General features: G+C 58.6%; 19 protein-coding genes. 14 read left to right on the top strand and 5 right to left on the bottom strand.

Annotation, left to right across the window (positions count from 1 at the left end):
• Positions 1 to 39: 39 nt before the first annotated feature.
• The 5 genes from QPL95_RS04760 to QPL95_RS04740 all read right to left on the bottom strand — a co-directional run bounded on the left by QPL95_RS04760 (position 40) and on the right by QPL95_RS04740 (position 7,202).
• On the bottom strand, positions 40 to 1,011 hold the full coding sequence (locus QPL95_RS04760) for a hypothetical protein (protein ID WP_303289862.1): 972 nt from the start codon (positions 1,009 to 1,011) through the stop codon (positions 40 to 42).
• On the bottom strand, positions 1,008 to 3,377 hold the full coding sequence (locus QPL95_RS04755) for an RND family transporter (RefSeq protein WP_303289861.1): 2,370 nt from the start codon (positions 3,375 to 3,377) through the stop codon (positions 1,008 to 1,010). Before QPL95_RS04755 ends, QPL95_RS04760 begins: the two co-directional genes overlap by 4 nt.
• Before the next feature lie 9 nt (positions 3,378 to 3,386).
• The gene (locus QPL95_RS04750; RefSeq protein ID WP_303289860.1) at positions 3,387 to 4,622 is read right to left on the bottom strand and encodes a hypothetical protein; all 1,236 of its coding nucleotides are present in this window, start codon (positions 4,620 to 4,622) and stop codon (positions 3,387 to 3,389) included.
• Between the two features lie 5 nt (positions 4,623 to 4,627).
• On the bottom strand, positions 4,628 to 5,413 hold the full coding sequence (locus QPL95_RS04745; RefSeq protein ID WP_303290383.1) for an outer membrane lipoprotein-sorting protein: 786 nt from the start codon (positions 5,411 to 5,413) through the stop codon (positions 4,628 to 4,630).
• A gap of 184 nt (positions 5,414 to 5,597) precedes the next feature.
• Complete coding sequence (locus QPL95_RS04740) at positions 5,598 to 7,202, bottom strand: 7TM diverse intracellular signaling domain-containing protein (RefSeq protein ID WP_303289859.1); 1,605 nt, start codon at positions 7,200 to 7,202, stop codon at positions 5,598 to 5,600.
• Between the two features lie 308 nt (positions 7,203 to 7,510).
• Between QPL95_RS04740 and QPL95_RS04735 the strand changes: the two genes are divergently transcribed.
• The 14 genes from QPL95_RS04735 (at position 7,511) to ahpF (ending at position 24,488) form a co-directional block, all read left to right on the top strand.
• Positions 7,511 to 9,100 carry an AAA family ATPase gene (locus QPL95_RS04735; protein ID WP_303289858.1) on the top strand — a complete coding sequence of 530 codons (1,590 nt, stop codon included), beginning with the start codon at positions 7,511 to 7,513 and terminating at the stop codon, positions 9,098 to 9,100.
• A gap of 1 nt (position 9,101) precedes the next feature.
• Entirely contained in the window at positions 9,102 to 10,034 is a 933-nt protein-coding gene (locus tag QPL95_RS04730; protein WP_303289857.1) for a hypothetical protein, read from the top strand.
• Positions 10,031 to 11,800 (top strand): hypothetical protein, encoded by a 1,770-nt coding sequence (locus QPL95_RS04725; RefSeq protein WP_303289856.1) that lies wholly within the window; start codon positions 10,031 to 10,033, stop codon positions 11,798 to 11,800. Before QPL95_RS04730 ends, QPL95_RS04725 begins: the two co-directional genes overlap by 4 nt.
• 3 nt (positions 11,801 to 11,803) lie before the next feature.
• Positions 11,804 to 12,385 carry a hypothetical protein gene (locus QPL95_RS04720; RefSeq protein WP_303289855.1) on the top strand — a complete coding sequence of 194 codons (582 nt, stop codon included), beginning with the start codon at positions 11,804 to 11,806 and terminating at the stop codon, positions 12,383 to 12,385.
• Complete coding sequence (locus QPL95_RS04715) at positions 12,382 to 13,734, top strand: hypothetical protein (protein WP_303289854.1); 1,353 nt, start codon at positions 12,382 to 12,384, stop codon at positions 13,732 to 13,734. The genes QPL95_RS04720 and QPL95_RS04715 overlap by 4 nt, the downstream gene beginning before the upstream one ends.
• Entirely contained in the window at positions 13,731 to 14,315 is a 585-nt protein-coding gene (gene pnuC, locus QPL95_RS04710) for a nicotinamide riboside transporter PnuC (RefSeq protein ID WP_303289853.1), read from the top strand. Before QPL95_RS04715 ends, pnuC begins: the two co-directional genes overlap by 4 nt.
• Positions 14,288 to 15,337, top strand: a complete 1,050-nt coding sequence (locus QPL95_RS04705; protein WP_303289852.1) for an AAA family ATPase — start codon at positions 14,288 to 14,290, stop codon at positions 15,335 to 15,337. Before pnuC ends, QPL95_RS04705 begins: the two co-directional genes overlap by 28 nt.
• A 128-nt stretch (positions 15,338 to 15,465) precedes the next feature.
• Entirely contained in the window at positions 15,466 to 16,059 is a 594-nt protein-coding gene (betI, locus tag QPL95_RS04700) for a transcriptional regulator BetI (RefSeq protein WP_303289851.1), read from the top strand.
• Positions 16,060 to 16,122: 63 nt separating this feature from the next.
• Complete coding sequence (gene betB / locus QPL95_RS04695) at positions 16,123 to 17,598, top strand: betaine-aldehyde dehydrogenase (RefSeq protein WP_303289850.1); 1,476 nt, start codon at positions 16,123 to 16,125, stop codon at positions 17,596 to 17,598.
• Positions 17,599 to 17,625: 27 nt separating this feature from the next.
• Positions 17,626 to 19,311 (top strand): choline dehydrogenase, encoded by a 1,686-nt coding sequence (gene betA / locus QPL95_RS04690; RefSeq protein WP_303289849.1) that lies wholly within the window; start codon positions 17,626 to 17,628, stop codon positions 19,309 to 19,311.
• Between the two features lie 210 nt (positions 19,312 to 19,521).
• The gene (locus QPL95_RS04685; RefSeq protein ID WP_303289848.1) at positions 19,522 to 20,373 is read left to right on the top strand and encodes a hypothetical protein; all 852 of its coding nucleotides are present in this window, start codon (positions 19,522 to 19,524) and stop codon (positions 20,371 to 20,373) included.
• A gap of 194 nt (positions 20,374 to 20,567) precedes the next feature.
• A complete protein-coding gene (gene ahpC, locus QPL95_RS04680; RefSeq protein ID WP_303289847.1) occupies positions 20,568 to 21,131 on the top strand; it encodes an alkyl hydroperoxide reductase subunit C in 564 nt (187 codons plus the stop codon).
• A gap of 220 nt (positions 21,132 to 21,351) precedes the next feature.
• Positions 21,352 to 22,800, top strand: a complete 1,449-nt coding sequence (locus QPL95_RS04675) for an ATP-binding protein (RefSeq protein ID WP_303289846.1) — start codon at positions 21,352 to 21,354, stop codon at positions 22,798 to 22,800.
• Between the two features lie 122 nt (positions 22,801 to 22,922).
• Positions 22,923 to 24,488 carry an alkyl hydroperoxide reductase subunit F gene (gene ahpF, locus QPL95_RS04670; protein WP_303289845.1) on the top strand — a complete coding sequence of 522 codons (1,566 nt, stop codon included), beginning with the start codon at positions 22,923 to 22,925 and terminating at the stop codon, positions 24,486 to 24,488.
• Positions 24,489 to 24,518: the final 30 nt, after the last annotated feature.

Genomic DNA, 24,518 nt, shown 5'->3' with positions numbered 1-24,518 from the left:
CCTTGGTGTACGGCAAGCGATCGTCAGTCAGTGTTCGGGTCAGAGCAGGCTCAGGGCCGGCCCCCTGTCGGTCAGCACCACGGCAATCAGTACGGCGTAGCCCGCTAGCATGGTCAGGGCCACGAACGCCTCATTCTTTTCACGGCCTTTGGCACTGGGCGCTGTGCGGAAGCGAGCCAGCTGGGTGATGGTCATAAGCCAGAACATCAGCAGTGCCACGGCGGCCCAGATCGGGAAACGATCGGTCAGGTCAAGAATCAGCCAGGCCTGGTTCAGAACCATGCCAGTGACCAGCGCCATCACGATCAGGGCCGCCCCCCGGACACTGAATACACGGGAGTAGGAATCCACGGTGTCCCGCTCTTCTTCGGGACCCTTTGTTTTACGGGTGATCTCGAAACAGAAGCCGCTGACAAATGCCAGCCCCATCAGAATGCCGAGGGTGGGTGAGTAGGCCAGGCCGGGTACCGCCAGGTTGGCCAGCCACCAGACGATCAGCGGCATCACCAGCATGTGGGAAATCGCATAGGTGGTGAGGTGGCGGGTCAGCCATTCGCCGATAAAAAACTCTTTGCCCATCAGGCAGGTCCAGCCAAACATCATCAGCCAGGCGGTGGTGGTCTGGCCGATGCCGCCGTCCAGCCACAGTGACCAGAGCACCTGAGCCGTCAGTGCCAGAGCACCGGCGATTTTCAGATGATTCAAGGTGATCAGGCCGCTTTGGAGAATGCGGTCGGGGTGGTTCCGGCAGTCCAGTTCATAATCCTTGTGCTCATCGAAAATGCGCAACACCAGGAAGAACGACCAAGTCACCAGGCAAGCCGCCAGGTCCATAGCGGAGACCTGTATTTGTCCCTCCAGAGTCGCCCGGGCTATGGCTGCGGTGGCCAGGTAAAGAATGAAGAACAACAAGGCGTTGGCGAACGGGAAACGTTCCCCCATCCACGCCAGAAAGCGTTGGTGCAACGGGGATTGCGGCGTTACAGCCGGTGTGCCAGTGAGTGTACTCATGAGTGAGAGGGCTCCGGGGTCGGTGACATTGACGGGGTCTTATGGGTAAGCGAGCGCCGGTCGGTGAGCAGCAACAGCACGGGCAGCAACAACAGGTCGATGAGCAGGGCGAACACGATGGACAGGCAGGTCACAATCGCGGTGTTGACGGTAATCTGGATGGCTGAATTGGCCAGCCACGCAAAGCCCAGGCCCAATACCAGTGAGGTGGTGATCAGGGCGAAGCCGACCCTTAGAAAGGTTTGCCGGATGGCTTGCTCCGGCGAGCAGCCATCGTGCCGGGCGCGCTCGTATTTGCAGATAAAATGCACTGTGTCATCCACCACCACCGCAAAGGCGATGCCGATGACCACGGTCAGCCCCAGGTCGATATTGCCGTTCCACAGGGACCAGGCGCCGAACGCCATGCCAATGGGCAGCAGGTTGGCGATAAAGCTGGCCAGACCATGCTGCCAGGTAAGGAAACCGATCATCAGTAACAGGGCAGCAATCGCCAGGGCGCCAATCATGCCCCCGAACATGCCGGCAATGGAGCGCTCGCCAATGTGGGCAAACATCAGTGACAGGGACGCGCCCGGCGCCTGCCATTGAGGCTCCCAGTTATCTTGCTGCCACTGCTCGGCCGCCTCGTTCAGGGCAATGATGCGCTGGCCGCTGGAGGTGCCTACAGATACCCGCACCCGGGTTTCTGCCCGGTCGTAGCGGATCAGCCAGTTCAGATCCATGCCGTAGCCCAGGGACAGTTCGTACTGGAGCAGATACTGGGCGGCTTCCTCCCGACTGTCCGGTATTCGGTACCAGGCAGGATCGTTGTTGTGCAGCACCTGATTGATGCGCTTGATGATGTCGACAACGGAGTTCACCTGAACCACGTCGGGCTGGGTTTTGAGCCAATCGCTGAAGGCTTCGATGCGGCGCAGGTAGTCCGGGTCCGCTATTTCATCAGCCCCTCCGGCAGGCAGGGCGAAGTTGATTTCGCCGATGCCGGTGAGTTCGCAGTTGACGAACTCCATGCTTTCCCGGAATGGCGTTTCCGGGGTGTAGTATTTGACGATGTCGTCGTTGATTTCGTTGCGGAACGACAGGCTGGCCAGAATGCCCCCGGCCACCAGAAACAGGCACAGCAGGGGCATTTTTTTGCGAATCACCAAATCCGCAAGCCGGTTCATCGGCAGGGAGTCGGCGGTCGCCAGTGGTGACAGTCGGCGGGGCCCTTTGCCGGGCAGCAACACCAGCAGGGGCGCTGTGAATAACAGGGTAAACAGCAGCGCAAACAGAACGCCGGCGGCAACCATGTAGCCCATTACCCGAAACGGTGGTGAGTCGTTGAAGTGAAGGGTGAGGAAGCCCAGTGCAGTGAGCAGGGTGGTGAGGGTCATCGGGCCAATGTTTCGGGCCAGGCTGGCGGTCATGGCGTCGCGTTTGCTCTGGCCTGCGAGCAGCCCCTGATTCCAGCCCACCACCAGGTGAATGCCGTCGGCAATGGCCAGAGTCAGAATCATGATCGGGGCCACAATCACCGCGTCGTTGATGACCGGTGCGAGAAAGCCGATGGCTCCAACACCGGCAAAGACGGCCACCAGGCAGGCGGTCCAGGTGACGGCCATGGCTTTGATGCTACGGAACAGCCAGGCGAGCAGGATCAGCATGGTCAGGGCGAACCAGGGCCAGACCCGCACCAGATCTGCCTGGGATTCCTCCGGGTAAACCTGATTGGCCACCACCTGCCCGGCCAGATGCACCGCGATGTCCGGATGGCGGTCGCGGACTTCTTGCGCCAGTTCCCGTACTGGCAGAACAACCGCAGGGGTTTCTGCCAGCGGGTCTTGTCCCGGCAGATTCAGGGTCAGGCGAATACCGGTTACCGTGGCTTCCGGGTTAACCAGAGAGTCCACCAGGAACGGTTCGCTCACGGCGATCTCGCGAATCTGTGCCAGCTCTTCCGCTGACAGGTCGGCAGGAGCTTCCACCAAATTGGCAGTCGCAATGAAGTCGCCGTCTACCCGGGTGTGTTGAAAGTTGGTTACAGACTCCACACGCTGGGTGTAGGGAATCTGCCAGGCGGCTTCTGTCAGGTCTTCCACAAGGGCCAGAAACGTCCCGTCAAACACCTCGCCCGACGCCGGAGCCAGCACCATGAGGATGGTATCGGTGCGGGAGTAATCGTCCTGCAGCGCTTCATAGGCCAGCAGTTGGGGGTTGTCGGGGCTGAAAAAGGCACGGTGATCCACGGAATACTGGTAGCCACCTGCGCCGCTGGCGGCAGCCAACAGCATCAGGGTCGCGACCAGCAGCGCCAGCCAGGGGTGGTGGGTAATCCACCGGGCAAGTCGTGAATCGGATGTGTGTTCGGGTGTGGTTGTCATGGTCTGCCCTCAGAAAAACCAGCTGAATTCGATATGGCCATAACTGTCACGGGACAGCGGGCGCAGGGTGTAACGGGAATCCGGATTACTCAGGAAGGCCGCGGGGGTCTGCGGCGGCGGGGTGCCGCCGATGTATCGGAGCTGTGCCGACACAGACACGGCATTGCCAATGCGTCGTCGAGCCTCGACACTGATCACCTGCTCGGTGGTGCGGGTGTCAACGATGGTACTGGCCAGAATCTCGGAGCCGGCCAGGTCATTAAATACCAGCCGCCAGCCCAGCAGGATGTCGCGTTCAAACGGGGCGACAACCGTGCTTTCGCGGTTGTGGTACAGGCCCTCGGCCAGCCAGCCCAGGTCCATGCGGGAATCCAGAATGCCCACCTGGGTGAACTCGAAACCGGCATTGATGGCGTGGAAGTCTTCTCGACCGCCCCGGCGCTGAATGGCTTCAAGTTTCCACAGCAGGTCGCCCTGGGTCGCCTGCAGATCCAGGCCGATCTGTTGGATCAGTGGGTAGAAAGCGGTGAGTTCTGGCCGCTCCGGGTTTGTGTTCAGCTCCAGCTCTGGTTCCCGGGCTGTGCCGGAAAACCCGGTGACGCCCAGCACCAGAGGGTAATAATTCCACTGCCAGCGGGCCGCCAGATCGATTCCGCCCTGCCCCTGGCTGGATTCCCAACGGCTCTCGCCTGCGCCTGCAACCACTGGCAGTCGCAAGCGGCCATCCTCGCCGGGAAACGTGCGTTCACGGGCCCCGATAAGCAGGAACAGATCCAGCATGTGATTGCCCTGTTCCAGGGCCAGATTGACCATGGGCTGGCCCAGGGTTCGGTCGCTGTCCGGGCCATCGGCGCCGTCGGTCTGATTGATAATGTTCACCAGGTCCGCGCCTTCAGTAACGCCCCAGTAAACCTGGCGTATGCCTGTGCGCAACTCGTAAAAGTTGCCAACGTGAATCCAGGACAACTCCCGGATGTCGGCCAGGTTACGCTCGCTGTCACGGGCATCGAGGCGCAGATAGGGCGCGAAGGTCAGTAAGTCCCGGCCCCTGTTTCCGCTGTGCCAGAACTCCACGCCCAGCTGGATAGCCGGATACAGGCGCCCCTGGTCCCGGTCCTGGGCAGCGCTGCTGGCAAAATAGCGGGCCTCAACACTGGCCTCGCCTCGGTAATCCAGGCCCCAGGCGGGACTGAGAAAACCGGTCAGCAACAGCATCAGGGTCAGTTGGCTAAGCACAAGGCGCATGGGAACTATCGGGCCCGCATCAGGGCGTTCTGGCTGAAATCACGGTCATTCAGGCCGGTGCTGAACCGGAAATCCGACCAGATCAGAAGGGTCTGGCGCTGATTCTGGTGATTGACCATTTGCATCTGGCCCGGGCGCCAGTGGGCCGCTTCATGGCGGGTAAAATGACTGGCCGTGTAGGTTTTCAGCAGCGAATCACGGCGGTCGAAATATTCGATGCGATGAATCAGATAACGTTCCTGGTCGATCCAGACCCGCTGGCGGGTGTAACCGGAATAGGGGTCCTTCGGGGTGCGCTCGACAATCCAGCATGGTTTGCCTGCGCAGGCTTCTTCGCCTTCAAGGCGATAGCTGAACTTCTCGAAGAAGGGCGTGACGATGTCTTCATAGGCGAATTCCGACCCCATGAACGGACCGGATTTGTCCCGGGCGCCAATCTGTTTGACCCGGCGAATGGCCGGAAGATATAGCCACTGCTGGTCCTCGCGGCTGCGGTAGTTGTGGGACAGCAGTGAGGTGCCGGCCACGTCTCGGGGGGTATCGAAAATCATCAGCGTGTATTCGCCGCCGTCTGTCTCAAGGCTCTGTACTCGTAGAGCCCGGGTGGCGGTTTGTCCGGAAGGACCGGTCAGTTCCATCGTCAGGCCGACCTGTGAATCGCCATAGCCCCGCAATTGCTCATCGGCTTTCTGGGCGATTGACGCACCCCGGGTAACGGCATCTTCCGCCGTGACAATGGTCGAGAAAACACAAAACAGGCTGGCAATCAGCACGGCCAGTAAGAGGGGCATTCTGCGCACACGCATCTCCTTCAAAACAGGAACGTCGGGCCGGCGGAGGGCCGGTCTGGACAGGCGTGTAAGTTAACGATCGGTAAGGATTGAGGGGATGAAAAAGCAGGAAAAAGCAGGAAAACCTTTTTTACACGGTAATAAAATCAATAACCTATGAATTTATCGCGGAAGGCTGGCCGCGTTAGTTGTCGAGTTCGTTGGTGTCACGAATGGTCTCGATGCCGGCCTCGAGAAGTTGCTGTTCATCCCCGGAAAGCTCGGGCAGAGTCATCACAAACTGCAGTGTTCGCAGTACGTTTGCGATCCTGGGGCGGGCCGGCACTGTGGCGGCCCGCAGGTACTTGTCGAGAGTGCGGGTTTTCAGTGAGCCGCAATCGTTGGTGATGCGCCATTGGCCACTGGCCTCCGCCAACTCGACCTTGTCTTTGCCGGTTCTTGTTTCCCAGATGATCAAAGCGTCGCGCAGGGCGGAGGCAATCAGGTCTGCCTGCTCCAGTTCCAGGTAGGGATTGCAGAAGCCTTTGCCGACGCCGGTGGCCCGTGGCCGGTCAATGCGTACAATGGGTTGCTGGCTGCTCAGGTCCCGGGGCAAGGCCAGCTGGAATAAGATGAAGCCCAGGGCGCCAATGTGCAGCATGTCGGTGCTCTCAATCAGCGTATTGGCATAGAAAATGTCATTCAGGCTGGCCAGGATGAGCAGCAGGGCACCACCCAGAAACTGTTTGCCCCCGCGCTTTTTCTCCATGACTCTGTCCAGAGCCAGCCCGAGCGCCAAAAACATATAGACCATCCCGAAGAGATGAAAAACCAGCAGGGTATGGCTGAACACCGCGGCATCGGTCAGTAGCACGATCAGCATCAGGCAGACCACAACCGAGGCGGTGGCCTGCGCCAGCCAGGCGGGAAAGGTGAAGGGCGCCTTGCGCCACAGGTACAGCCCCATGAAAGGCAGGAAGGCGTAGAGGATGAGATGCTCAATACGCTGCTGCCACTGCCAGTCATAGATGCGGAACACCTGGAACAGAATGCGTTCTTCGATGGTTACGCAGCGCAGGGCCATGAGAAGCGCTATCAGGGCGAGGAAAAACAGCGCCTGGTTATTGCGCTGGTAGGCCAGAAACAGGATAACAATACCGCTCAGGGTCAGGGCAGAGGCAATCAGGATATCAATCAGCATCGGCCGGGTTTTCAGGGCGAACAGATTGTCCGCAGGCGCCAGGTACAAGGGCTCCCAGATACCCCCTACCCGATGTTGATAGTTACTCACGTGGAAGAGAATCAATACGTCTCGGGTTTCAGCGGTAAACCGTATGTAGCGAGTAGAGGATTGTTGCCGTCGATCGGGCCGGAGACTTTCTATGGCCGGGTTCCGCACCATGGGTTCGCCATCAATCCACAGCCGATAGCTGTTGGTCAGGGTTGGAACCTTGAGGACAAAACGCCCGCGCTCCGGCAGTTTGAGGTGCAAGGCAAGACTGGCATAACCGTTTGCGGGCAGGGGTCTGCCGTCCAGGTGTACGTCGCTCCAGACTCCGGGCAGAGACAACCACAAAGGGGCGGAATCAACGCCGGCGGCAGCCAGCTCATCCGGTGTCAGAAACTGATTTGGATAGAACGCCCAGTCTCCGCTGAGCATCACACGGGAGCGGTGCTCGGTTGACCAGTCTCGCAGGTCCAGGGAGCCTTCCACGGCTTTTACCGGCGGCTGAAGAAAAACCGCGTTGACCGCCATGACCAGGCCGATCAGTACCAGCAGGACAATTAGGGGTATCACCCCCCTGATCATAAGATTCCTGGGTTCTATATGGACTTCAAGCTGCATGAGTTTCCAGGAGGTTTCTGATCATGCCGGCCCTGAGGGCTTCGTGTCGACACGTAACGGTGTCCACAGCGTCTCAGGAGACCGTTGGGCCAAGCGAGGAACGGTCGAGTAGAAGAGGCTGGCCGTCTGTGAAAACTAAGTATTTATACTAACAAGTGATGAGTCAGGTAACAAGAACATCACCGGTGTTAGGGCTGACTGGCACAGAATTCGCGCCGGGCTGAACTTCTGGCATACTGCACTCCTTTGAAGCCATCGAGTTATGGACAACGATGAAAGGACTCAATCCGTTTTCCCGTATATCTGCATCACCCACTCGCCCGTCTGCGGGCAAAGCCACCGATGCAAGTTTTGATGTTGCTGCCCTGGTCAATGGACCTTTTGGCGAGGCAGGGACAGAGGCGGGAGGCGCTGCTTCCGCCCTGGATGAAAAGCTCCGTCAGGCCTATTTCTGGATTGTGAACCATGCGGTGATCAGCCCGCACTACGATGTTGAGTACAATCAGGCAGCACCTCATCCCATACTGTTTGGTGACAGTCAGACCCCCCTGTATTTACCAACCGACCAAAGCTACTCCAGCTTTATCCTGCTGCCGTTGCTGACCTTCGCTGCACGGCGAAAATGCCTGTTTATTGGTGGTCCCGGGCGTGGCAAAACGGCCTCTGCCTTGCTGATGGGCCTGCTGGCGGGTTACAGCCCCAAAGCCGTAAGGCGTGCCATGCAGCACGGTCATCCGCAAATGACGGTTGCCGACCTGCTGGGTAACCCCATGCCCATGGATCTGATGCAGGCTGAGCAGGAATCGGATATCCGGGTCAGCTGGCGTAGCTGGCTGGATATGCGAGTCAAGATTGTCGATGAGTACAATCGCATTCCGACCCGCACCCAGAGCGCTCTGTTGACCGTGATGGGCGATAACTACGCTGAGATGTTCAACCAGATTCACGAGTGCCCGCCGGCGGCCTGGTATCTGACGGCTAATGATGATCAGGGCGGCGGCACCTATCCCGTCATAGAAGCCTTGAAGGACCGCATCGATGTGGTCGTTCAGGCGTTGCCGTTCAATCCGAGGTTTCTTGACGAGCTGTTGATCCGTATCGAAGAAGGCGTTGACCCCGCCGATTGCTTGCCGCAGGCGCTGCAGTTTTCTGAGGCCGAGATGGTGCAGATGGAGCGGGACATCCGTGCGGTTGTATTGCCATCGGCGTTACGCCAGCGGCTGGAATTTTTTGCCAGCCAGTTTGAGTTCAGCGAGTACTCCGGCCAGCAATTCGAATACAAGAGCAAGGATACCTCCCGGTTGGCGGGTGTCCCGCGCCATCAGCTGGCGATGTTGGAGAACGGCCGTGACCGACTTGCCGATATGGGGTGCCAAACGCGCAATGGCTTGTCGGTGCGGGGCCTGATGTCATTGATCGTTTACGCCAAGGCAATGGCGTATTTCCGGGGCAATGCCGAAGTTGAACTGAACGACCTGACCCAGATGCTGCCTTTTGTACTGCATTCACGCCTTTTTGCCGACGCCGATGCGCCATTCTTCCAGCAGCCGGAAAATGCCGCTCTGCTGAGCGACAAAATCGGCTGGCTACGTCATCTTTTTCAACTGAGCTGTCGCGAGTTTGAGCGTCAGGGCCGACATCGCAAGGATGAGGTGGGCGAGCTGAAAGCGAAGCTGGACGACGGCCTGGAAGGCGTTTCGCTGAAGGAGTGTCGCAAACGCCTGGAAGAGATCGAGCGAACCCTGCAGCGGTTGGCAGCCGGCAACAAGTTGTCCGGTGTGGTGCATGACGATGCGATGACCCTCAAATACCTGCATCAGCGCTACAGCAACTATCAGCGCTGGCTGATCAGTCAGAGATAGCATGCGATCTGACTGGTTGGCGCAGTATCTGGTTCGGCACGCGGAGCCGTTGAACCATGCCTATCGGCTGGCGAGGCAGGGTGATCCTGTTCGGTTCGCGGCCACCGTTAGCCAGTTTATTCGGGAGAGCCTTGATCCGCTGCTGGCAAGGCTCGACCACTGGGCACCAGAGCAAAAGTCTGCACTCGCTGAAACGGCTTACCACAGTGGCCTGACTATGGCCCGCCATGGCTGGTTGACAGGAGACCATCGGGCCGTGACCGATCTTCTGTTCCTGCAGGTGTTGCCGGACTGGCTGTCGCCTCATCCGGAAGCCGCTCCCCGTATGATGATCCAGCTCCTCAACGCCTTGACACATCTGCCTGAGACCAGCCAACGCGCCCGGCTGCTGGCGCACTGGCAATCTTACCTGCCGAAACCCGGTGTGACCCCCGACACCTTGCTGGTGCTTGGCTGGATGTCGGGTCTGCCCCAGTTCCGAGAGGCGGCTCTGGAGGCCCTGCGCCGTCATGCGGCACTTTCGACGGCGCTGGCTATCGGTGATCCCGAGCTGTTCCGGCACCCCTGGTGGCAGGGGCCGGAGCGGGGTTGGTACACCCGGCACGTTGAACTGGGCGCATCGGTTTGGCTGGGCGGGGACTTCACCAGTCGGCCCCGGCTGGTTGTCAGTGCCGGGCACACCCTTGTGCAGGCGGGTGCCGATTGCTGGCGGCTGCATGCCGATGCGTTCGGTCAGGTGCTGCTACCATGCGCACGACCCCAGGTGACGAGCCAGCCATTGCCGGACGGCGTTGAGGTGCCGGATCACTTGCGGTTGAACTGGCGTGATGTGGACCAGCCGCGCCAGTGTCTGGAACGGCCCCACGATTGGGTGGTGAGTTTTCACACCCGCTATGCAGTGCTGGTGATCCCTAAAGTGGGAGACAGCCGATGATGGATGCGTCGGTTCTGTCGCACTGGCAGCAGCAGTGGCAAGCGGCTTTATTGCTGTGGAGTGAGCATTTACAGCTTCACGAGCCGCTCTGGTTGTTTGATGTGGAAGCGTCTCAGGCGGCGGGGCTGACCGGCAGTTTCGCGGCCATTCGTTTGGCATCACAACGGGTTATGGTGAACCTGCAGGATGTCGCGGAGCGCAACCTGTCCGACTGCTCGCTGGAAATCCTGGCCCATGAAATTGGTCATCATGTCTATGCGCCCGCCAATATGACCCAACATTTGCAGTTGCTGGCGGTGATTCGTCAGGCATTGCCAACTGTGGAGCATCTGGCGCCGCTGGTGGCGAACCTCTATACCGATTTGCTGATCAATCATCACCTTCAGCGCAATACGCGATGCCGGATGGACACCATATACCAGCGCTTGAAATCAACCGGAGCAAGCCAGCTTTGGGCGCTCTATATGCGCATCTATGAACGGCTCTGGCAACTGGCACCGGGCGCGCTGACCGATGCTGACATCACCGCCGAAATGGAAGGTGACGCCTGGCTAGGGAGCCGCATCATTAAGGTTTACAGTAAAGACTGGCTGACTGGTTCCAGTCGCTTTGCCACTCTGCTTCTCGGTTATCTGATCGAGGAAGAGCAAGCCGCCCGGGACGCTTTCGCCGCTTTAAACGACACCGCTGAAGCTGGGCATGGGCACCGTGGCGCGGGTGTCATCGAGCTGCCGGCAATCGACGTGATGCACCCCAGTCACGATCCGGATTTGACCGACCTGCCATCCAGCGTAACCGGGCAGGGCGAACCGGAAGAAGCGGCCACGGAAACCCGCACGAGCGGGCAGGCTCTGCAGCCCCAGGACTATTATGAGGTACTCAAAGCCGCCGGTGTTGACTTATCTCCGCATGATGCCGCGGTGCGCTACTATCGGGATGCGGTTCGCCCTTATCTGATGCCCTTTCCGACCCGGCGGTTGCCCGGGCCGGGCGAGCCCCAGCGCGAGGGCTCTGAGATCTGGCAAGTGGGAGATGATCCGATCGAGATCGACTGGTTCGCAACCCTGATCGCAGGGCGACAGCCAATCCCGGGCATCACAACCCAGAAAGCGATGTATAGCCTGGAGGGGAGTGAAGAGCCTCAGCACCAGGTCTGCGATCTGGATTTATACGTTGACAGCTCCGGCTCCATGCCCAATCCCCAAAGCACCATTTCCTACCCCGCACTGGCCGGAGCGCTGCTGTGCTTGTCGGCACTGCGGGCCGGTGCGACAGTGCAGGTCACGCTTTGGAGCGGTGCTCGCCAGTGCCTGACCTCAGACGGCTTTGTCCGCGACGAGGCCGCAGTGTTGCGTGTGCTGACCGGTTTTTTTGGGGGCGGTACCAGCTTCCCGTTAAAAATATTGCGCTCCACTTACGCTCGGCCGCGACAGACACCGACACAGCTGGTTGTGCTCTCGGACGATGGCATTGTTTCAATGTTTGGTGACGATGAAGAGGGGACGCCCGGAGAACAAATCAGCGCGCTGGCGTTAAACCATTGCAGGGGGGCTGGGCACTGGGTGCTGGACTTACCCTACGACCCCAGCAGTCCGGAAGTGCAGCAATCATCGTGGCTCAAACGCACCACCGACTCCATTTTGTTTGGCCAGCAACAAGGGTGGCAGGTGCATCGGGTGAATGGGCTGGAGCCCATGCTGCAATTCGCACGGGATTTTTCCAACCAGTACTATCGCGATGACGTTCCGTCGTCAGCAGGGGGCTAAGGCATGGTTGATTTGCAAATGGGGCCGCCTATACACCGACTGCATGAGCGCCTGCTGGCTTACCCCGAAAGTCCCGCGCCTCGGGGGCAAGACCTGCTGGCCCTGGTGTACGACCTGGCGCACAGGATTGATCCCGGCGTGACCGCCGAAGTTCTTGAGCCTTTGGCCCGTTTGCCTCAGTGCCAGCTCGAGCCAGACGAACCGGAAATTTCAGCGCATCCGGACGTGTTCATGCTGATGATCTGGCTGCTGGCGGATGAGGCTTTTAGCGAGCCAACCTTGAGTGCGATTGATCTGGTGAGCCTGTTGCTGTCAGCCGATAACCTGATGGCCACCGGCTATCCGAACCTGCAGGACGAAGACCAGCGCGAAGAGTTGATTCGGTTGGCCCTTAACGGCCTGCGCCTGAAGCCCCGGGATGAAACCGACCATCAGGCCCGGGACCGTTTGTTGATGGTGAGTTCCAGTGAGCGAGCCCGGGTGGTCACGGCTTCCCGTGCGGCTGAGGAAAGGGCCGAAGCCATTCGCCAGGCCCTGGCCGAGCAACGGGCCCGCGAAGCTGCCGACAAGTACACCCGCGAATGAATAGGAGTACACACAGCACTACATCCCCAGCGGCCTGGACTGATACGGAGCGTTTGCCGGGGCTCAGTGACCGCGCCGCGACACGTTTGCGCCATTGTATTGAGCACCGGGACGCACCGCGTTTCACTGGTCGCAGTGGCCATCGGTTAACGCCCTTGGATATCCAGACGCTTCTCTCAGACAAGGTTGCCTACCAACGGCCCGATCTGAATTGGCTGACGCCTTTTCTGGCCCGTTGCCGGCAAGGGGTGCCTTACTATCGTGACTATCCCTGGCATCTGGGTTTTGACCGATTGCCATGTACCCGCCGCAATGACCTGAGCCAAAACATCGCGGCGTTCGTGCCAGATGAGATCGACCCCGGCCAATTGATTGCTTTTGAAACCAGTGGCACCACCGGGCACCCGCTCACTGTCCCGTCGCTGCCACTGGTCGCCGCACGCTACCATTGTTTTCATGAGCGGATACTGGGCTGGCATGGCATTGAGCTGCAATCGTTGGAAGGCGATACCGGAGTGATGCTGGTGGGTGATCAACAACGCTGTTTTACCTATGCTTCGGTATTACCCTACTGGGACGACAAGGTTCTGTTGAAAACCAACCTGAACCCCGATGACTGGCCCGAACCGGAGGCCCGCGGTCGCTATATTGATGCCTGTAAACCGTTGTTGATGACCGGTGATCCACGCAGCCTGAGCACATTGCTGAGTCTGGATTTCGAGCACCGACCGGTCGCCATTCTATCGACTTCCATGACGCTGCTGGGCGGCCTCAAGGAACGGCTGGTTCGTCGTTTCCGCTGCCCGGTGATCAATCTCTATTCCATGAACGAAGCCGGGCCCATTGCTGCCGACGATGGGCGAGGACAGGGTCTTCGCCTGGTACAGTCGACCCTGCAGGTAGACCTTCTGGATCGCCAAGGGCAACCGGTCGATGACGGTGACCGTGGTGAAATCACCCTGACTGGCGGATTTAATCCTTGTCTTCCACTGCTGCGCTACCGCACCGGGGACTATGCCTGTCTGTTCGAAGACACTCACGGCCGGCGTTACCTGCGCCAGTTGGATGGCCGCCCACCGGTTCGCTACAGAACCGATAAAGGGTGGCTTAACAATGTGGACATTACCCATCTGTTGCAGCCCTTTGGCCTGGCCCAATATCAATTACACCAGGCGAAAAACGGGGGTCTGAGGCTGCGCTTTGAGGGCGAAGCCGATCCGGCTGTCCTGCAACGGGTGCTGGCTCAGGCCTTCGGCCCCGGGTGCCCGGTGAGCATCGAGCGAAACTGCGGCAAGGGAGACAAACTGATTCAATACACCAGCGACTACCCCGGAGCCCACGACGGATGACCGCCCTGACTTTTCTGGAATACAGCGCCAACGCGTTTTTCCTGAGCAGTGTTTTTTTGGCCGCTCGCAATCACCGCCATACCTGGACGCTGGGCATCATTGGCTGCGTGTTGTTTGGGGTTCTGTTTTATCAGGTTCAGCTGTATGCGGACGCTACTTTGATGGTGTTTTACATCGGCACCAGCCTGATAGGCTGGCAGCAGTGGCAAAGAGGCGCTGCTGCAGCCGAGATCCAGCGCACGCCCTGGCCTCTGCTGGGTCTGTTCGGCCTGATCGCCCTCGCCACCATGCTCGGGTATGGTTATCTGCTGTACCTGAACACCGATGCTTTTGCGCCCTTTGCGGATTCGGCCGTACTCACCTTCAGTGTGGTCGCGCAGCTGTTGCTGATGAAGCGGCGGGTGGAAACCTGGTGGTTCTGGCTTCTGGTTAACACCATTGCCATTCCGCTTTATGCGTCACGGGATCTGACACTGACTTCGCTGGTTTACGTCGGGTTCTGGTTCAATGCCTGCTACGGCTTTTGGCGCTGGCACCGTGAGCTGGGGGCGACATGTCGCAGCGTTTCCGAACCGGCCTAGTGGTTGGCAAGTTCTCCCCCCTGCATTCGGGCCATCGCTACCTTCTCTCCTGTGCCCGGGCCGGCTGTGAGCGGCTAATCGTCATCAGCTATTCGCGCCCGGAGTTTGCCGGATGTACCAAAGACCTGCGCCGGGGGTGGCTTGGGTTGGCGGTTCCCGATGGTGAGTGCCTGGTGATCGATGCAGTGGATGCACTAAAGTTGGGCCTGGATATGCCGAACAATGCCGCCAGCGATACGTCACAGCGTCAGTTTTGTGCAGATCTTGTCGATCGCTGTTTCGGCGAGCCTGTGGACGTGATCTTCAGCAGCGAAGATTATGGTCAGGGTTTTGCGGATTATCTGTCGGCCCATTGGCAAACGCGGGTAGCCTCCATTCTGGTGGACCGTGACCGGGTAAGGTTTCCGGTGAGCGGCTCGGCCCTGCGGGCACAGCCTGATGCGGCCTGGGTAGGCGACAGCGTGCATGCTGCCCAAACCTGCCAGCGCATCGCTCTGATAGGCGCTGAATCAACCGGCAAAACCAAGCTTGGTGCCTGGTTGGCACGGCAGCGTGGCTGGCACTGGGTGGCTGAATTCGGGCGTCAGTACTGGCACGAGCAAGGTGGCGTGTTGACCTCGGACGACCTGGTGACCATTGCCCTTACGCAGGTCGAAAACGAGAACGAAGCGGTTGAGGCGGCCGTGGCAGCCGGGCACACCGCCATTGTGTGCGATACCACGCCCCTGACCACCCTGATCTACCATCACTTGATGTTTGATTATCCGCCGCCACCCGAACTGGTGGCGCTGGCGGAGCGGCCCTATCACCAGTTATGGCTGTGTGCCGCCGACTTTCCGATGGTCCAGGACGGCACCCGCCGCCCGGAAGGTTTTCGCCAGCAGCAACAGGCACTGCATCATGCTGAGTTGACCCGTCGGGGCCTGCACTTTGAGGCTTTAACCGGCTCCCTGGCCCAGCGCAAACACCACCTGCTGTCGCGCCAAGCCGCCAACGCCGGTGATTTGATCCCCTCAAAATAAGCCCCTGCATCCGTTTCTGAAAATCTGACCTGGCCAGGCCGCGTTTGAAAACGCCGATCATTTTCTGTAGCCTTTATATTAATTGAACGTTCAATTAATAAAGAATTCGGGGAAAACGGCCGCTCGCTATGCCAAAAGTTGGAATGAAAGACACCCGCCGGCAGCAATTGATCGACGCCACCATGGCGTCCATTGCCGAGCTGGGGATGCAGAACACCACAATCGTCAGCATCAGCAAACGGGCGGGGATGTCGTCGGGCATCATCAGCCACTATTTCGGTGGCAAGCAGGGCCTGATTGAAGCAGCCCTGCGTTATTTGCTGGATCAGCTGGGCAAGGAGCTGCGGGAACGCATGGCGAATACTGACCGTTCCCCGGCGCAGCGGCTGGATTGCATCATTGAGGCGAACTTCTCCGAGTTTCAGCGCTCCGCGCTGGCAGCCAAAACCTGGCTCAGCTTCTGGTCCCGCTCGATGCACGAGCCCGGGCTCAAGCGGCTGCAACAGATCAACAATGCACGGCTTTACAGCAACCTGCGTTACTCCTTTGCGCAGGTGCTGCCTGCACAACAGGCCACTGAAGCCGCGCGACAGACGGCGGCGATGATTGACGGCTTCTGGCTGCGCAGCGCGCTGAGCCTGGACCCGATCGAAAGCTTTGAAGCCGGCGAACGGCTGTGCAAGAAATTTGTCCACGAGACACTGGCCCAGGCAGACGCCTGAGCAGAACCAGATTCAAACGGCCCACAAGGCCTGAAGACACCGAACCGAGGTTAATGATTGAGTATGACTGCATCCGCATCTCTTCCTGTTGTTCAGAATTTTGTTCATGGTCGTTTTCTCGCCAACAGCTCGGGTGACACGTTTCCCGTGATCAATCCAGCCACCGGGCAGGTGATCTATGAAGTGGAGGTGGCGGATGTTGCCGTACAACAGGCTGCCATTGAGAGCGCTCGCGCCGGCTTTGCCGAATGGTCGACGATGACCGCCATCGAACGCAGCCGCATTTTGCTGAAAGCGGTGGCGTTGTTGAGGGAGCGGAATGATGAACTGGCCGCTGTGGAAGTGCGTGACACCGGCAAGCCGTGGCAGGAAGCCGAAGCGGTGGACGTAGTCACCGGTGCGGATGCTATCGAGTTTTTTGCCGGGCTGGCGCCGTCTATCGAGGGCAATCAGCAGGATCTGGGCGGTGATTTCTATTACACCCGCCGGGAGCCCCTGGGTATTTGCGCCGGCATCGGGGCCTGGAACTATCCACTGCAGATTGCCTGCTGGAAGTCTGCCCCGGCGCTGGCCTGCGGCAACGCCATGATCTTCAAGCCGTCGGAAGAAACCCCCATGGGCGCGGTAAAGCTGGCAGAAATCTTTATCGAAGCCGGAGTGCCCGCCGGCGTATTCAACGTGGTGCAGGGCGCCGCCGGGGTGGGCCAGTGGCTGACCCATAATCCCGAGATTGCCAAGGTGTCGTTCACCGGCGAGGTGGCCACCGGCAAGAAGGTGATGGCGGCGGCCGCCTCGACTCTGAAAGACGTCACCATGGAACTGGGTGGTAAATCCCCGCTGATCATCTTTGACGATGCGGATCTGGAAAATGCCGTTTCCGCCGCGATGTTGGGCAACTTCTACACCCAGGGTGAAATCTGCACCAACGGCACCCGGGTGTTTGTGCATGAGGACATCTATCCACAGTTTATCGACCGCTTGCTGGAACGCACCCGCAAGAACATCAAGGCTGGTGACCCGATGAACCCTGCCACTAATTTCGGTGCGTTGATCTCGAAGAAGCATCAGGACCTGGTGCTGGGTTACATCGGTAAGGGGCTTGCCGAAGGGGCGACCCTGAGCCACGGCGGGCGGGCGTTCGAGCCGGAAGACTCAAAAGGCGGCTATTTTGTGGAGCCCACCATTTTCACCGACTGCGCCGACGACATGACCATCGTGAAGGAAGAAATCTTCGGGCCGGTGATGTCGGTGCTCACCTTCCGCGATGAGGGCGAGGTGATTGCCCGGGCCAACAATACCGATACCGGTCTTGCCGCGGGCGTGTTCACCAATGATATCCGCCGGGCACACCGGGTGATTCATCAGATCCAGGCCGGCATCTGCTGGATTAACAGCTACGGCGCCTCGCCGGCGGAAATGCCGGTGGGCGGCTACAAACTCTCCGGCATTGGCCGGGAAAACGGGCGCGAGACCATTGCGCACTACACCCGGATCAAGTCGGTGTATGTGGGCATGCAGGATCTTGATGCACCGTTTTAACCCCACAGGCCGCAGAGGAGAACGCGTATGAAAGAAAACCAATACGATTACATCATTGTGGGTGCGGGTTCCGCCGGCTGCGTGCTGGCCAATCGCCTTACCGAAGACGGCCAGAAACAGGTGCTGCTGCTGGAGACCGGCGGCAGCGACAAGAGCATCTTTATCCAGATGCCCACCGCCCTGTCCATTCCCATGAACACCAAAAAATACGCCTGGCAGTTCGAGACCGAGCCGGAGCCGTATCTGGATAATCGCCGCATGCATTGCCCCCGGGGTAAGGTGCTGGGTGGTTCTTCGTCCATCAATGGCATGGTGTATGTGCGCGGCCATGCCCGGGATTTCGACGAATGGCAAGCTGAAGGCGCGGACGGGTGGAATTACGCTAACGTATTGCCCTACTTCAAAAAAGCGGAAACCTGGGCTTTTGGCGGTGATGACTATCGGGGCGATCAGGGCCCGCTCGGGGTTAACAACGGCAACAACATGCGCAACCCCCTCTATAAAGCCTTTATCCGGGCGGGCGTGGATGCCGGTTACCTGGAAACTGACGACTACAACGGCGCCCGGCAGGAAGGCTTTGGTGCCATGCACATGACCGTAAAGAACGGTCGCCGCTGGTCCACGGCCAACGCTTACCTGCGCCCGGCCATGAATCGCCCGAACCTGACGGTGGTCACTCACGCTTTGGTGCACAAGGTGCTTCTGGAAGGCAAAACCGCCACGGGCGTGCGTTATGAGCAAGGTGGCAAAGTGCATGAGGCGAAAGCGGCCGGAGACGTGATCCTGTCGGCCGGCTCCATCGGCTCGCCCCATTTGTTGCAGCTCTCCGGAATTGGCAAGCGTGGGGTATTGGAGCAGGCTGGCATTGAGGTCCAGCATGAGCTGCCCGGTGTTGGTGAGAACTTGCAGGACCATCTGGAATTTTACTTTCAGTACCGGTGCAAACAGCCGGTCTCGCTCAATGGCAAGCTGGACTGGTGGAACAAGCTGAAGATTGGTGTGCGCTGGATTCTGCGCAAGGACGGCTTGGGTGCCACCAACCATTTTGAATCCTGCGGCTTTATCCGTTCAAAAGCCGGCGTTGAGTGGCCAGATTTGCAATATCACTTCCTGCCGGCGGCCATGCGCTATGACGGCAAGGAAGCCTTTGACGGCGATGGCTTCCAGCTGCACATTGGTCACAACAAGCCCAAAAGCCGGGGTTTTGTGCATGTGCAATCTGCAGACCCGAAACAGGCACCCACCATCCGCTTCAACTATCTGGAACACGAGGCCGACCGCGAAGGCTTTCGGGACTGCGTTCGCCTGACCCGGGAGATCATTAATCAGCCGGCCATTGACGACTACCGGGGATCGGAAATCCAGCCCGGTGTGGATGTTCAGTCAGATGAGCAGATAGATGCTTTCGTGCGCCAGGCGGTTGAAAGCGCCTACCACCCGTCCTGCTCCTGCAAGATGGGCACCGATGAACTGGCCGTGGTGGACCCGCACACCCGGGTACACGGCATCAAAAACCTGCGGGTGGTGGATTCGTCCATCTTCCCGACCATACCCAATGGCAACCTGAACTCGCCCACTATCATGGTGGCAGAGCGGGCGGCCGACCTCATTCGGGGCAGGGAGCCCCTGCAACCGTCGGGCGCGCCCGTCACCATGGATGACCAGTGGCAGGCACGTCAACGTCCGGGGCACGCGAAGCGGGTGCTGAACTAGCACCCGAAGCCCCGGCCCGGACAAGCAAGTTGTCCGGGTAGCAAGCCCTCAGGATTTCCCTATCAGCGCGACGGCATCCCGCCGTTTTCGGGCGTCGGATAGGCAAGTCCTGGGTTTGTGTCCGATTCGAATTAAGCAGCGCTTAAAAAGTAGAGGAGGAACACCCATGCTGTGCACTACACTGAAGAAAACCAACCGGAGGCTCAGCCAATGACACTCTGGTTATCCACCGGCCTGATATTCACGTTCGCCGCCATCGCTCTGATTCTGTACAAGTGGTGGGATATAGAATGCATCGGTGTCACGCCGGTTCGCACTTTGACCTTCATTGCCATTCTGTTTACCTCCGGACTGGATGTGGGGCTGATCATGTTCCCGCTGACCGAGTTCGGCGGCTATGGCAATGTCAGCGACAATCCTGAGTACGGATTTGCCAACCCGCTGGCGATCGAGTTCGGCTTCTGGGCTTTCCTGATCTGGGGCTTCTATTTTCTGACCTGTTTTTACTTCGCGATCATCGAACCGCGGGTGAAGTTCTTTGAAATTCCGATGGTGAAGCTGATCAACAACGTGGTGATCATCGGCACCTGTGCGTTTACCGCTCGCTTTGTCAGCGGTATCAAAACCTGGAAGCTGTTGATTGCTATGCTGGTGGTGCCGTCTGTTGCGATTGCAGTCTGGTTCTCCGTGCTGTTCCACTACCATGCCGAGGGCCTGAAGATTGCTGCGTTTACCAATCTGGCGATGATCTCGGTGGGGGTACTGATGGTGGTGAATTCGCTGGATTCGTTGATTCGCCTGTATACCGACAACCTGAACCTCACAGCCAGGCGGCTCGGCCGGATCAATTACGTGGCGCTCAATTTGGTGGTCATGGTGGGCCTGACCATGTTGTTCCAGCTGGACTTCCTGCGCATTCAATGGGTGGGCGCACTGGTGATTGCCTTGTACTTTGTCTGCTTCGCTTACATCCTGGCGAACAAACGGGCGGAAGTGGCTGCCATCAAATCGTCACCGGAAGACAATATTCTGGATTTCAGAAAGATTGAAATGGCGGGTTAAGGACCCATATAGAAGAATGGTAGCCGCGCAATGATCAGCCGCGGTTGCCGGCCCCGCAGTTTCGAATTTGAAGGGGATAGGCTAAGCCTATTCTTCAGGTGAAAATAATCAATTTTCACCTGACCGACAAAGCCAGTATTCTTTGTCCCGATTCTTGGACATCACCCAAATTAACCAACAGGAGTTATTCTGAGATGGGTATTATCAACAGCGAAATCAAACCGTTCAACGCAACCGCATTCAAGCAGGGCGAGTTTGTAGAAATCTCCGAAGCAGACGTGAAAGGTAAGTGGTCTGTATTCTTCTTCTATCCGGCCGACTTCACCTTCGTTTGCCCGACCGAGCTGGGCGACGTAGCAGACAAGTACGAAGAGCTGCAGAAGCTGGGCGTTGAAGTGTTCTCCGTGTCTACAGACACCCACTTCACCCACAAAGCATGGCACGATAGCTCCGAAACCATCGGTAAGATCAACTACTTCATGGTTGGCGACCAGAACGGCACCATCACCAACAACTTTGGTGTAATGCGTGAAGGCCAGGGCCTGGCAGATCGTGCCACTTTCCTGATCGACCCGGACGGCGTTATCCAGGCGATGGAAATCACTGCAGAAGGCATTGGCCGTGATGCAGACGACCTGATGCGCAAAGTGAAAGCTGCTCAGTACGTTCGCAACCATCCTGGCGAAGTGTGCCCGGCCAAGTGGAAAGAAGGCGAGGCAACTCTGGCTCCGTCTCTGGACCTGGTTGGCAAGATCTAAGTTTTTCTTATTCAGAAAAACGGATTGGAAAGAGGTCTGTTCGCAGACCTCGCTTCCCCCGAAAACCCCGGCTCTGCCGGGGTTTTTGCGTTGTGGTGTCCGCAAAACCCGCAATCTTGCCACCGGTCATGCCCTGGGCTTCCGATATCGTCTAATGTTGAAGTGAAGCTTGGGGTATTCGTGCGGCTGTGGTGGCCGGAGTTCAGAGTGGGGGCGGCTTATGGGTATTGAGGCAATCAAGGTAGACCAGCGGGTAATCGACATCGATTCACGCCGGTTTGCATCGGTGGAAAAGGCGCTGGTGGAGCTGATCACCAACAGCGACGACAGTTATGCACGCCTGGAGCGCCTGGGCGAAGCGGTTTCCGGAGTTATCCACATTGAATACGAGCGGCATCAGAATGGTGCCATGCTGGTGGTGGCAGATCAGGCCGAAGGCATGACCTGGCAGCAGGCCCTGGCAAGCCTTAGCTACGGTGGCGCGCACAGCCCACTGGCCCGAGGTGAAGGGACTGGGCGGGGCTATTTTGGTCGGGGCCTCAAGCAGGCGATCTTTGGTCTTGGCTATGGCTGGCTTGAAACTCTGCACCATGGCCGTTACACCCGAATCGACCTGTTCCGGGGCGAGAGCGGCGAGTACCTCTACGATGATGGCGACGGCGACCGGGATGCCAAAGATACCGATTACCAGCGCATGGGAACCGACACCAACGGCACCCGCATTGTGATTGTGATCGACAATCCACTGGTGCATGTTTCCCAGTACCGCTCTGTACTGATGTCAGTAACTCACAACATCTATTTGCGGGAAATCCTGGGCAGGCGCCAGATTGAGCTGATCCATCGCCAGGCTGGCAAAGAGGTTGAGCGTACTTCGCCGGTCCATTTTCTGGAGCCGGAAGCGCGGGTACTGATCGGCCCGCAACAGCCCTGCAGTTTTGTTCATGAGCAGGAAACCTACCCATTTAACGTGACCTTGAAACGCTCACTCAACGCCGAACTGACACTGCGCGGTGATGAGCGCGAAGGCCTGAACCTGAAAGACCCCTTTGTGGCTGCATTCGCCCGTGCGGTGAGCAAGCTGATTCGACCGGCGGTCGTTGAGGAGCGCGAGCATCTGCGGCACTTGGAGTACGCGACGGCTTCGGGCCGGACCGACCATATGATCGAGCACCTGCTGGAGCGCATGAACCGCGCTGCCATCCAGGACATGCAGGTGGCCTTGCCGAGCATGGTGCTCACCGCCAGCATCACCGGCCGCGCCGGAAGAAAAAGCCGGTACACCACCACAACGGCCATGTCCGTGACCATGGCGAGGCCATGTTTGTTGGCTATGAGTTCCGTAATCTTCATAACGAGTTGGAACGGGCGGTTTACAGCCCGGAAGAGCGCAAAATACTCATCAATACCGAGGCGCCAACGGTGCAGCTGTACGTGGATGGCCGTGGCCGGTTCCGGGATTCGGCCCGGTTGCTGCTGGCGGAGTTGTTCATGGATGTCATTTCCGATGAACTGGCTCGGCACCAGCTTGCCCGGCAGGGTGGGGCGGAAACCGTTGCAGCCTATCATGAGGCAAAAATGGCCATCATCCGGCGCTATGGCAGCGACATTCACCGGTCGTTTATCAATAGCCAGGGTTAATGTGCATGTTATAGCTCTGCCCTATTAATCGTTTTGCATCAATTAATTTGAGCTTTGTATTGCAGGGCCGTATCGTACACACAACTTCTCTTAACGATTCACTTTGAATTCAGCCACTTGGCTACGACAGATATCAAGGAGACCCCCTAAATGTTGGATGCAAACATCAAGCAACAACTCCAGGCGTACATGGAAAAGCTGCAGCAGCCGATCGAGCTGGTGGCAGCCTATGACGACAGCAAGAAGTCCCAGGAGCTGAAAGAGCTGCTGGAAGAACTGGAGCCGATGTCCTCCAAGATCAGCCTGCGCACAGAAGAAGCGACTGATGTGCGTCGCCCGTCTTTCGCGATCAACCGGATTGGTACCGATATCGGTGTACGTTTTGCCGGTATCCCGATGGGTCACGAGTTCACGTCTCTGGTGCTGGCCCTGCTGCAGGTGGGCGGTCACCCGTCCAAGGCGTCACAGGAGCTGATTGAGCAGATTCAGGAGCTGGACGGCGAGTTCGAGTTCGAAACCTACTTCTCCCTGTCATGCCAGAACTGCCCGGACGTGGTCCAGGCGCTGAACCTGATGAGCGTGCTGAACCCGAAGGTCAAGCACACCGCCATCGACGGCGCCCTGTTCCAGGACGAAGTTGAAAAGCGTGAAGTCATGGCCGTGCCCAGTGTGTACATGAACGGTGAACCCTGGGGCCAGGGTCGGATGACGCTGGAAGAAATCGTTGCCCGGCTGGACACCAACGCCGGAGCCAAAGAAGCTGAAAAGATCAACCAGAAGGATAACTTCGAAGTGTTGATTATCGGTGGTGGCCCGGCGGGTTCTGCAGCGGCAATCTACGCCGCGCGTAAGGGCATTGCGACCGGTATTGCGGCCGAGCGTTTCGGTGGCCAGGTGGCCGATACCATGGGCATCGAAAACCTGATTTCTGTGCCCTACACCGAAGGCCCGAAGCTGGTTGCGGCCATGGAGCAGCACGTTAACGAATACGAAGTCGACATCATGAACATGCAGCGTGCCGAGAAACTGATTCCGGCCGCGCAAACCGGCGGGCTGCACGAAGTGCGCCTGGCCAACGGCGCATCGCTGAAAGCGCGTACGGTGATTCTGTCGACCGGTGCCCGCTGGCGCCAGATGGGTGTGCCGGGTGAAGAAGAGTATCGCAACAAGGGCGTGGCCTACTGCCCGCACTGCGATGGCCCGCTGTTCAAGGGCAAGCGTGTGGCGGTCATTGGTGGCGGTAACTCCGGTGTTGAAGCAGCAATCGATTTGGCGGGTATAGTCGGACACGTGACGTTGATCGAGTTTGGCGACCAGATGCGTGCCGATGACGTACTGCAGAAAAAGCTGCGCAGCCTGAACAACGTGCAGATCATCACCTCTGGCCAGACCACCGAGGTGGTGGGCGAGAACGGCAAGGTGAGTGGCCTGAACTATACCGATCGCACCACCGGCGAAGCGCACCACATCGAGCTGGAAGGTATCTTCGTGCAGATCGGCCTGGTGCCGAACACCGAATGGCTGAAAGGCGACATCGAGTTGAGCCAGCACGGCGAGATCATCGTCAACGACCGCAACGAAACCTCGATTCCAGGTGTGTTCGCTGCGGGTGACGCCACCACCGTGCCTTACAAGCAGATTGTCATCTCCATGGGCGAAGGTTCTAAAGCGGCACTGAGTGCCTTCGACTTCCTGATCCGTAACGCCGCCGTTTAAGGCGATGCAAGCCTGAACAGCTCAGGCTGA

Source organism: Marinobacter sp. SS5-14b, from assembly GCF_030541005.1.
Taxonomy (GTDB): Bacteria; Pseudomonadota; Gammaproteobacteria; order Pseudomonadales; family Oleiphilaceae; genus Marinobacter.
This window is presented reverse-complemented; position numbering and strand designations above follow the sequence as displayed.

Coding starts and splice junctions, on each gene's coding strand:
- QPL95_RS04760 (WP_303289862.1), bottom strand. CDS start 1,011: ATGAGTACACTCACTGGCACACCGGCTGTAACGCCGCAATCCCCGTTG.
- QPL95_RS04755 (WP_303289861.1), bottom strand. CDS start 3,377: ATGACAACCACACCCGAACACACATCCGATTCACGACTTGCCCGGTGG.
- QPL95_RS04750 (WP_303289860.1), bottom strand. CDS start 4,622: ATGCGCCTTGTGCTTAGCCAACTGACCCTGATGCTGTTGCTGACCGGT.
- QPL95_RS04745 (WP_303290383.1), bottom strand. CDS start 5,413: ATGCCCCTCTTACTGGCCGTGCTGATTGCCAGCCTGTTTTGTGTTTTC.
- QPL95_RS04740 (WP_303289859.1), bottom strand. CDS start 7,202: ATGATCAGGGGGGTGATACCCCTAATTGTCCTGCTGGTACTGATCGGC.
- QPL95_RS04735 (WP_303289858.1), top strand. CDS start 7,511: ATGAAAGGACTCAATCCGTTTTCCCGTATATCTGCATCACCCACTCGC.
- QPL95_RS04730 (WP_303289857.1), top strand. CDS start 9,102: ATGCGATCTGACTGGTTGGCGCAGTATCTGGTTCGGCACGCGGAGCCG.
- QPL95_RS04725 (WP_303289856.1), top strand. CDS start 10,031: ATGATGGATGCGTCGGTTCTGTCGCACTGGCAGCAGCAGTGGCAAGCG.
- QPL95_RS04720 (WP_303289855.1), top strand. CDS start 11,804: ATGGTTGATTTGCAAATGGGGCCGCCTATACACCGACTGCATGAGCGC.
- QPL95_RS04715 (WP_303289854.1), top strand. CDS start 12,382: ATGAATAGGAGTACACACAGCACTACATCCCCAGCGGCCTGGACTGAT.
- pnuC (WP_303289853.1), top strand. CDS start 13,731: ATGACCGCCCTGACTTTTCTGGAATACAGCGCCAACGCGTTTTTCCTG.
- QPL95_RS04705 (WP_303289852.1), top strand. CDS start 14,288: ATGTCGCAGCGTTTCCGAACCGGCCTAGTGGTTGGCAAGTTCTCCCCC.
- betI (WP_303289851.1), top strand. CDS start 15,466: ATGCCAAAAGTTGGAATGAAAGACACCCGCCGGCAGCAATTGATCGAC.
- betB (WP_303289850.1), top strand. CDS start 16,123: ATGACTGCATCCGCATCTCTTCCTGTTGTTCAGAATTTTGTTCATGGT.
- betA (WP_303289849.1), top strand. CDS start 17,626: ATGAAAGAAAACCAATACGATTACATCATTGTGGGTGCGGGTTCCGCC.
- QPL95_RS04685 (WP_303289848.1), top strand. CDS start 19,522: ATGACACTCTGGTTATCCACCGGCCTGATATTCACGTTCGCCGCCATC.
- ahpC (WP_303289847.1), top strand. CDS start 20,568: ATGGGTATTATCAACAGCGAAATCAAACCGTTCAACGCAACCGCATTC.
- QPL95_RS04675 (WP_303289846.1), top strand. CDS start 21,352: ATGGGTATTGAGGCAATCAAGGTAGACCAGCGGGTAATCGACATCGAT.
- ahpF (WP_303289845.1), top strand. CDS start 22,923: ATGTTGGATGCAAACATCAAGCAACAACTCCAGGCGTACATGGAAAAG.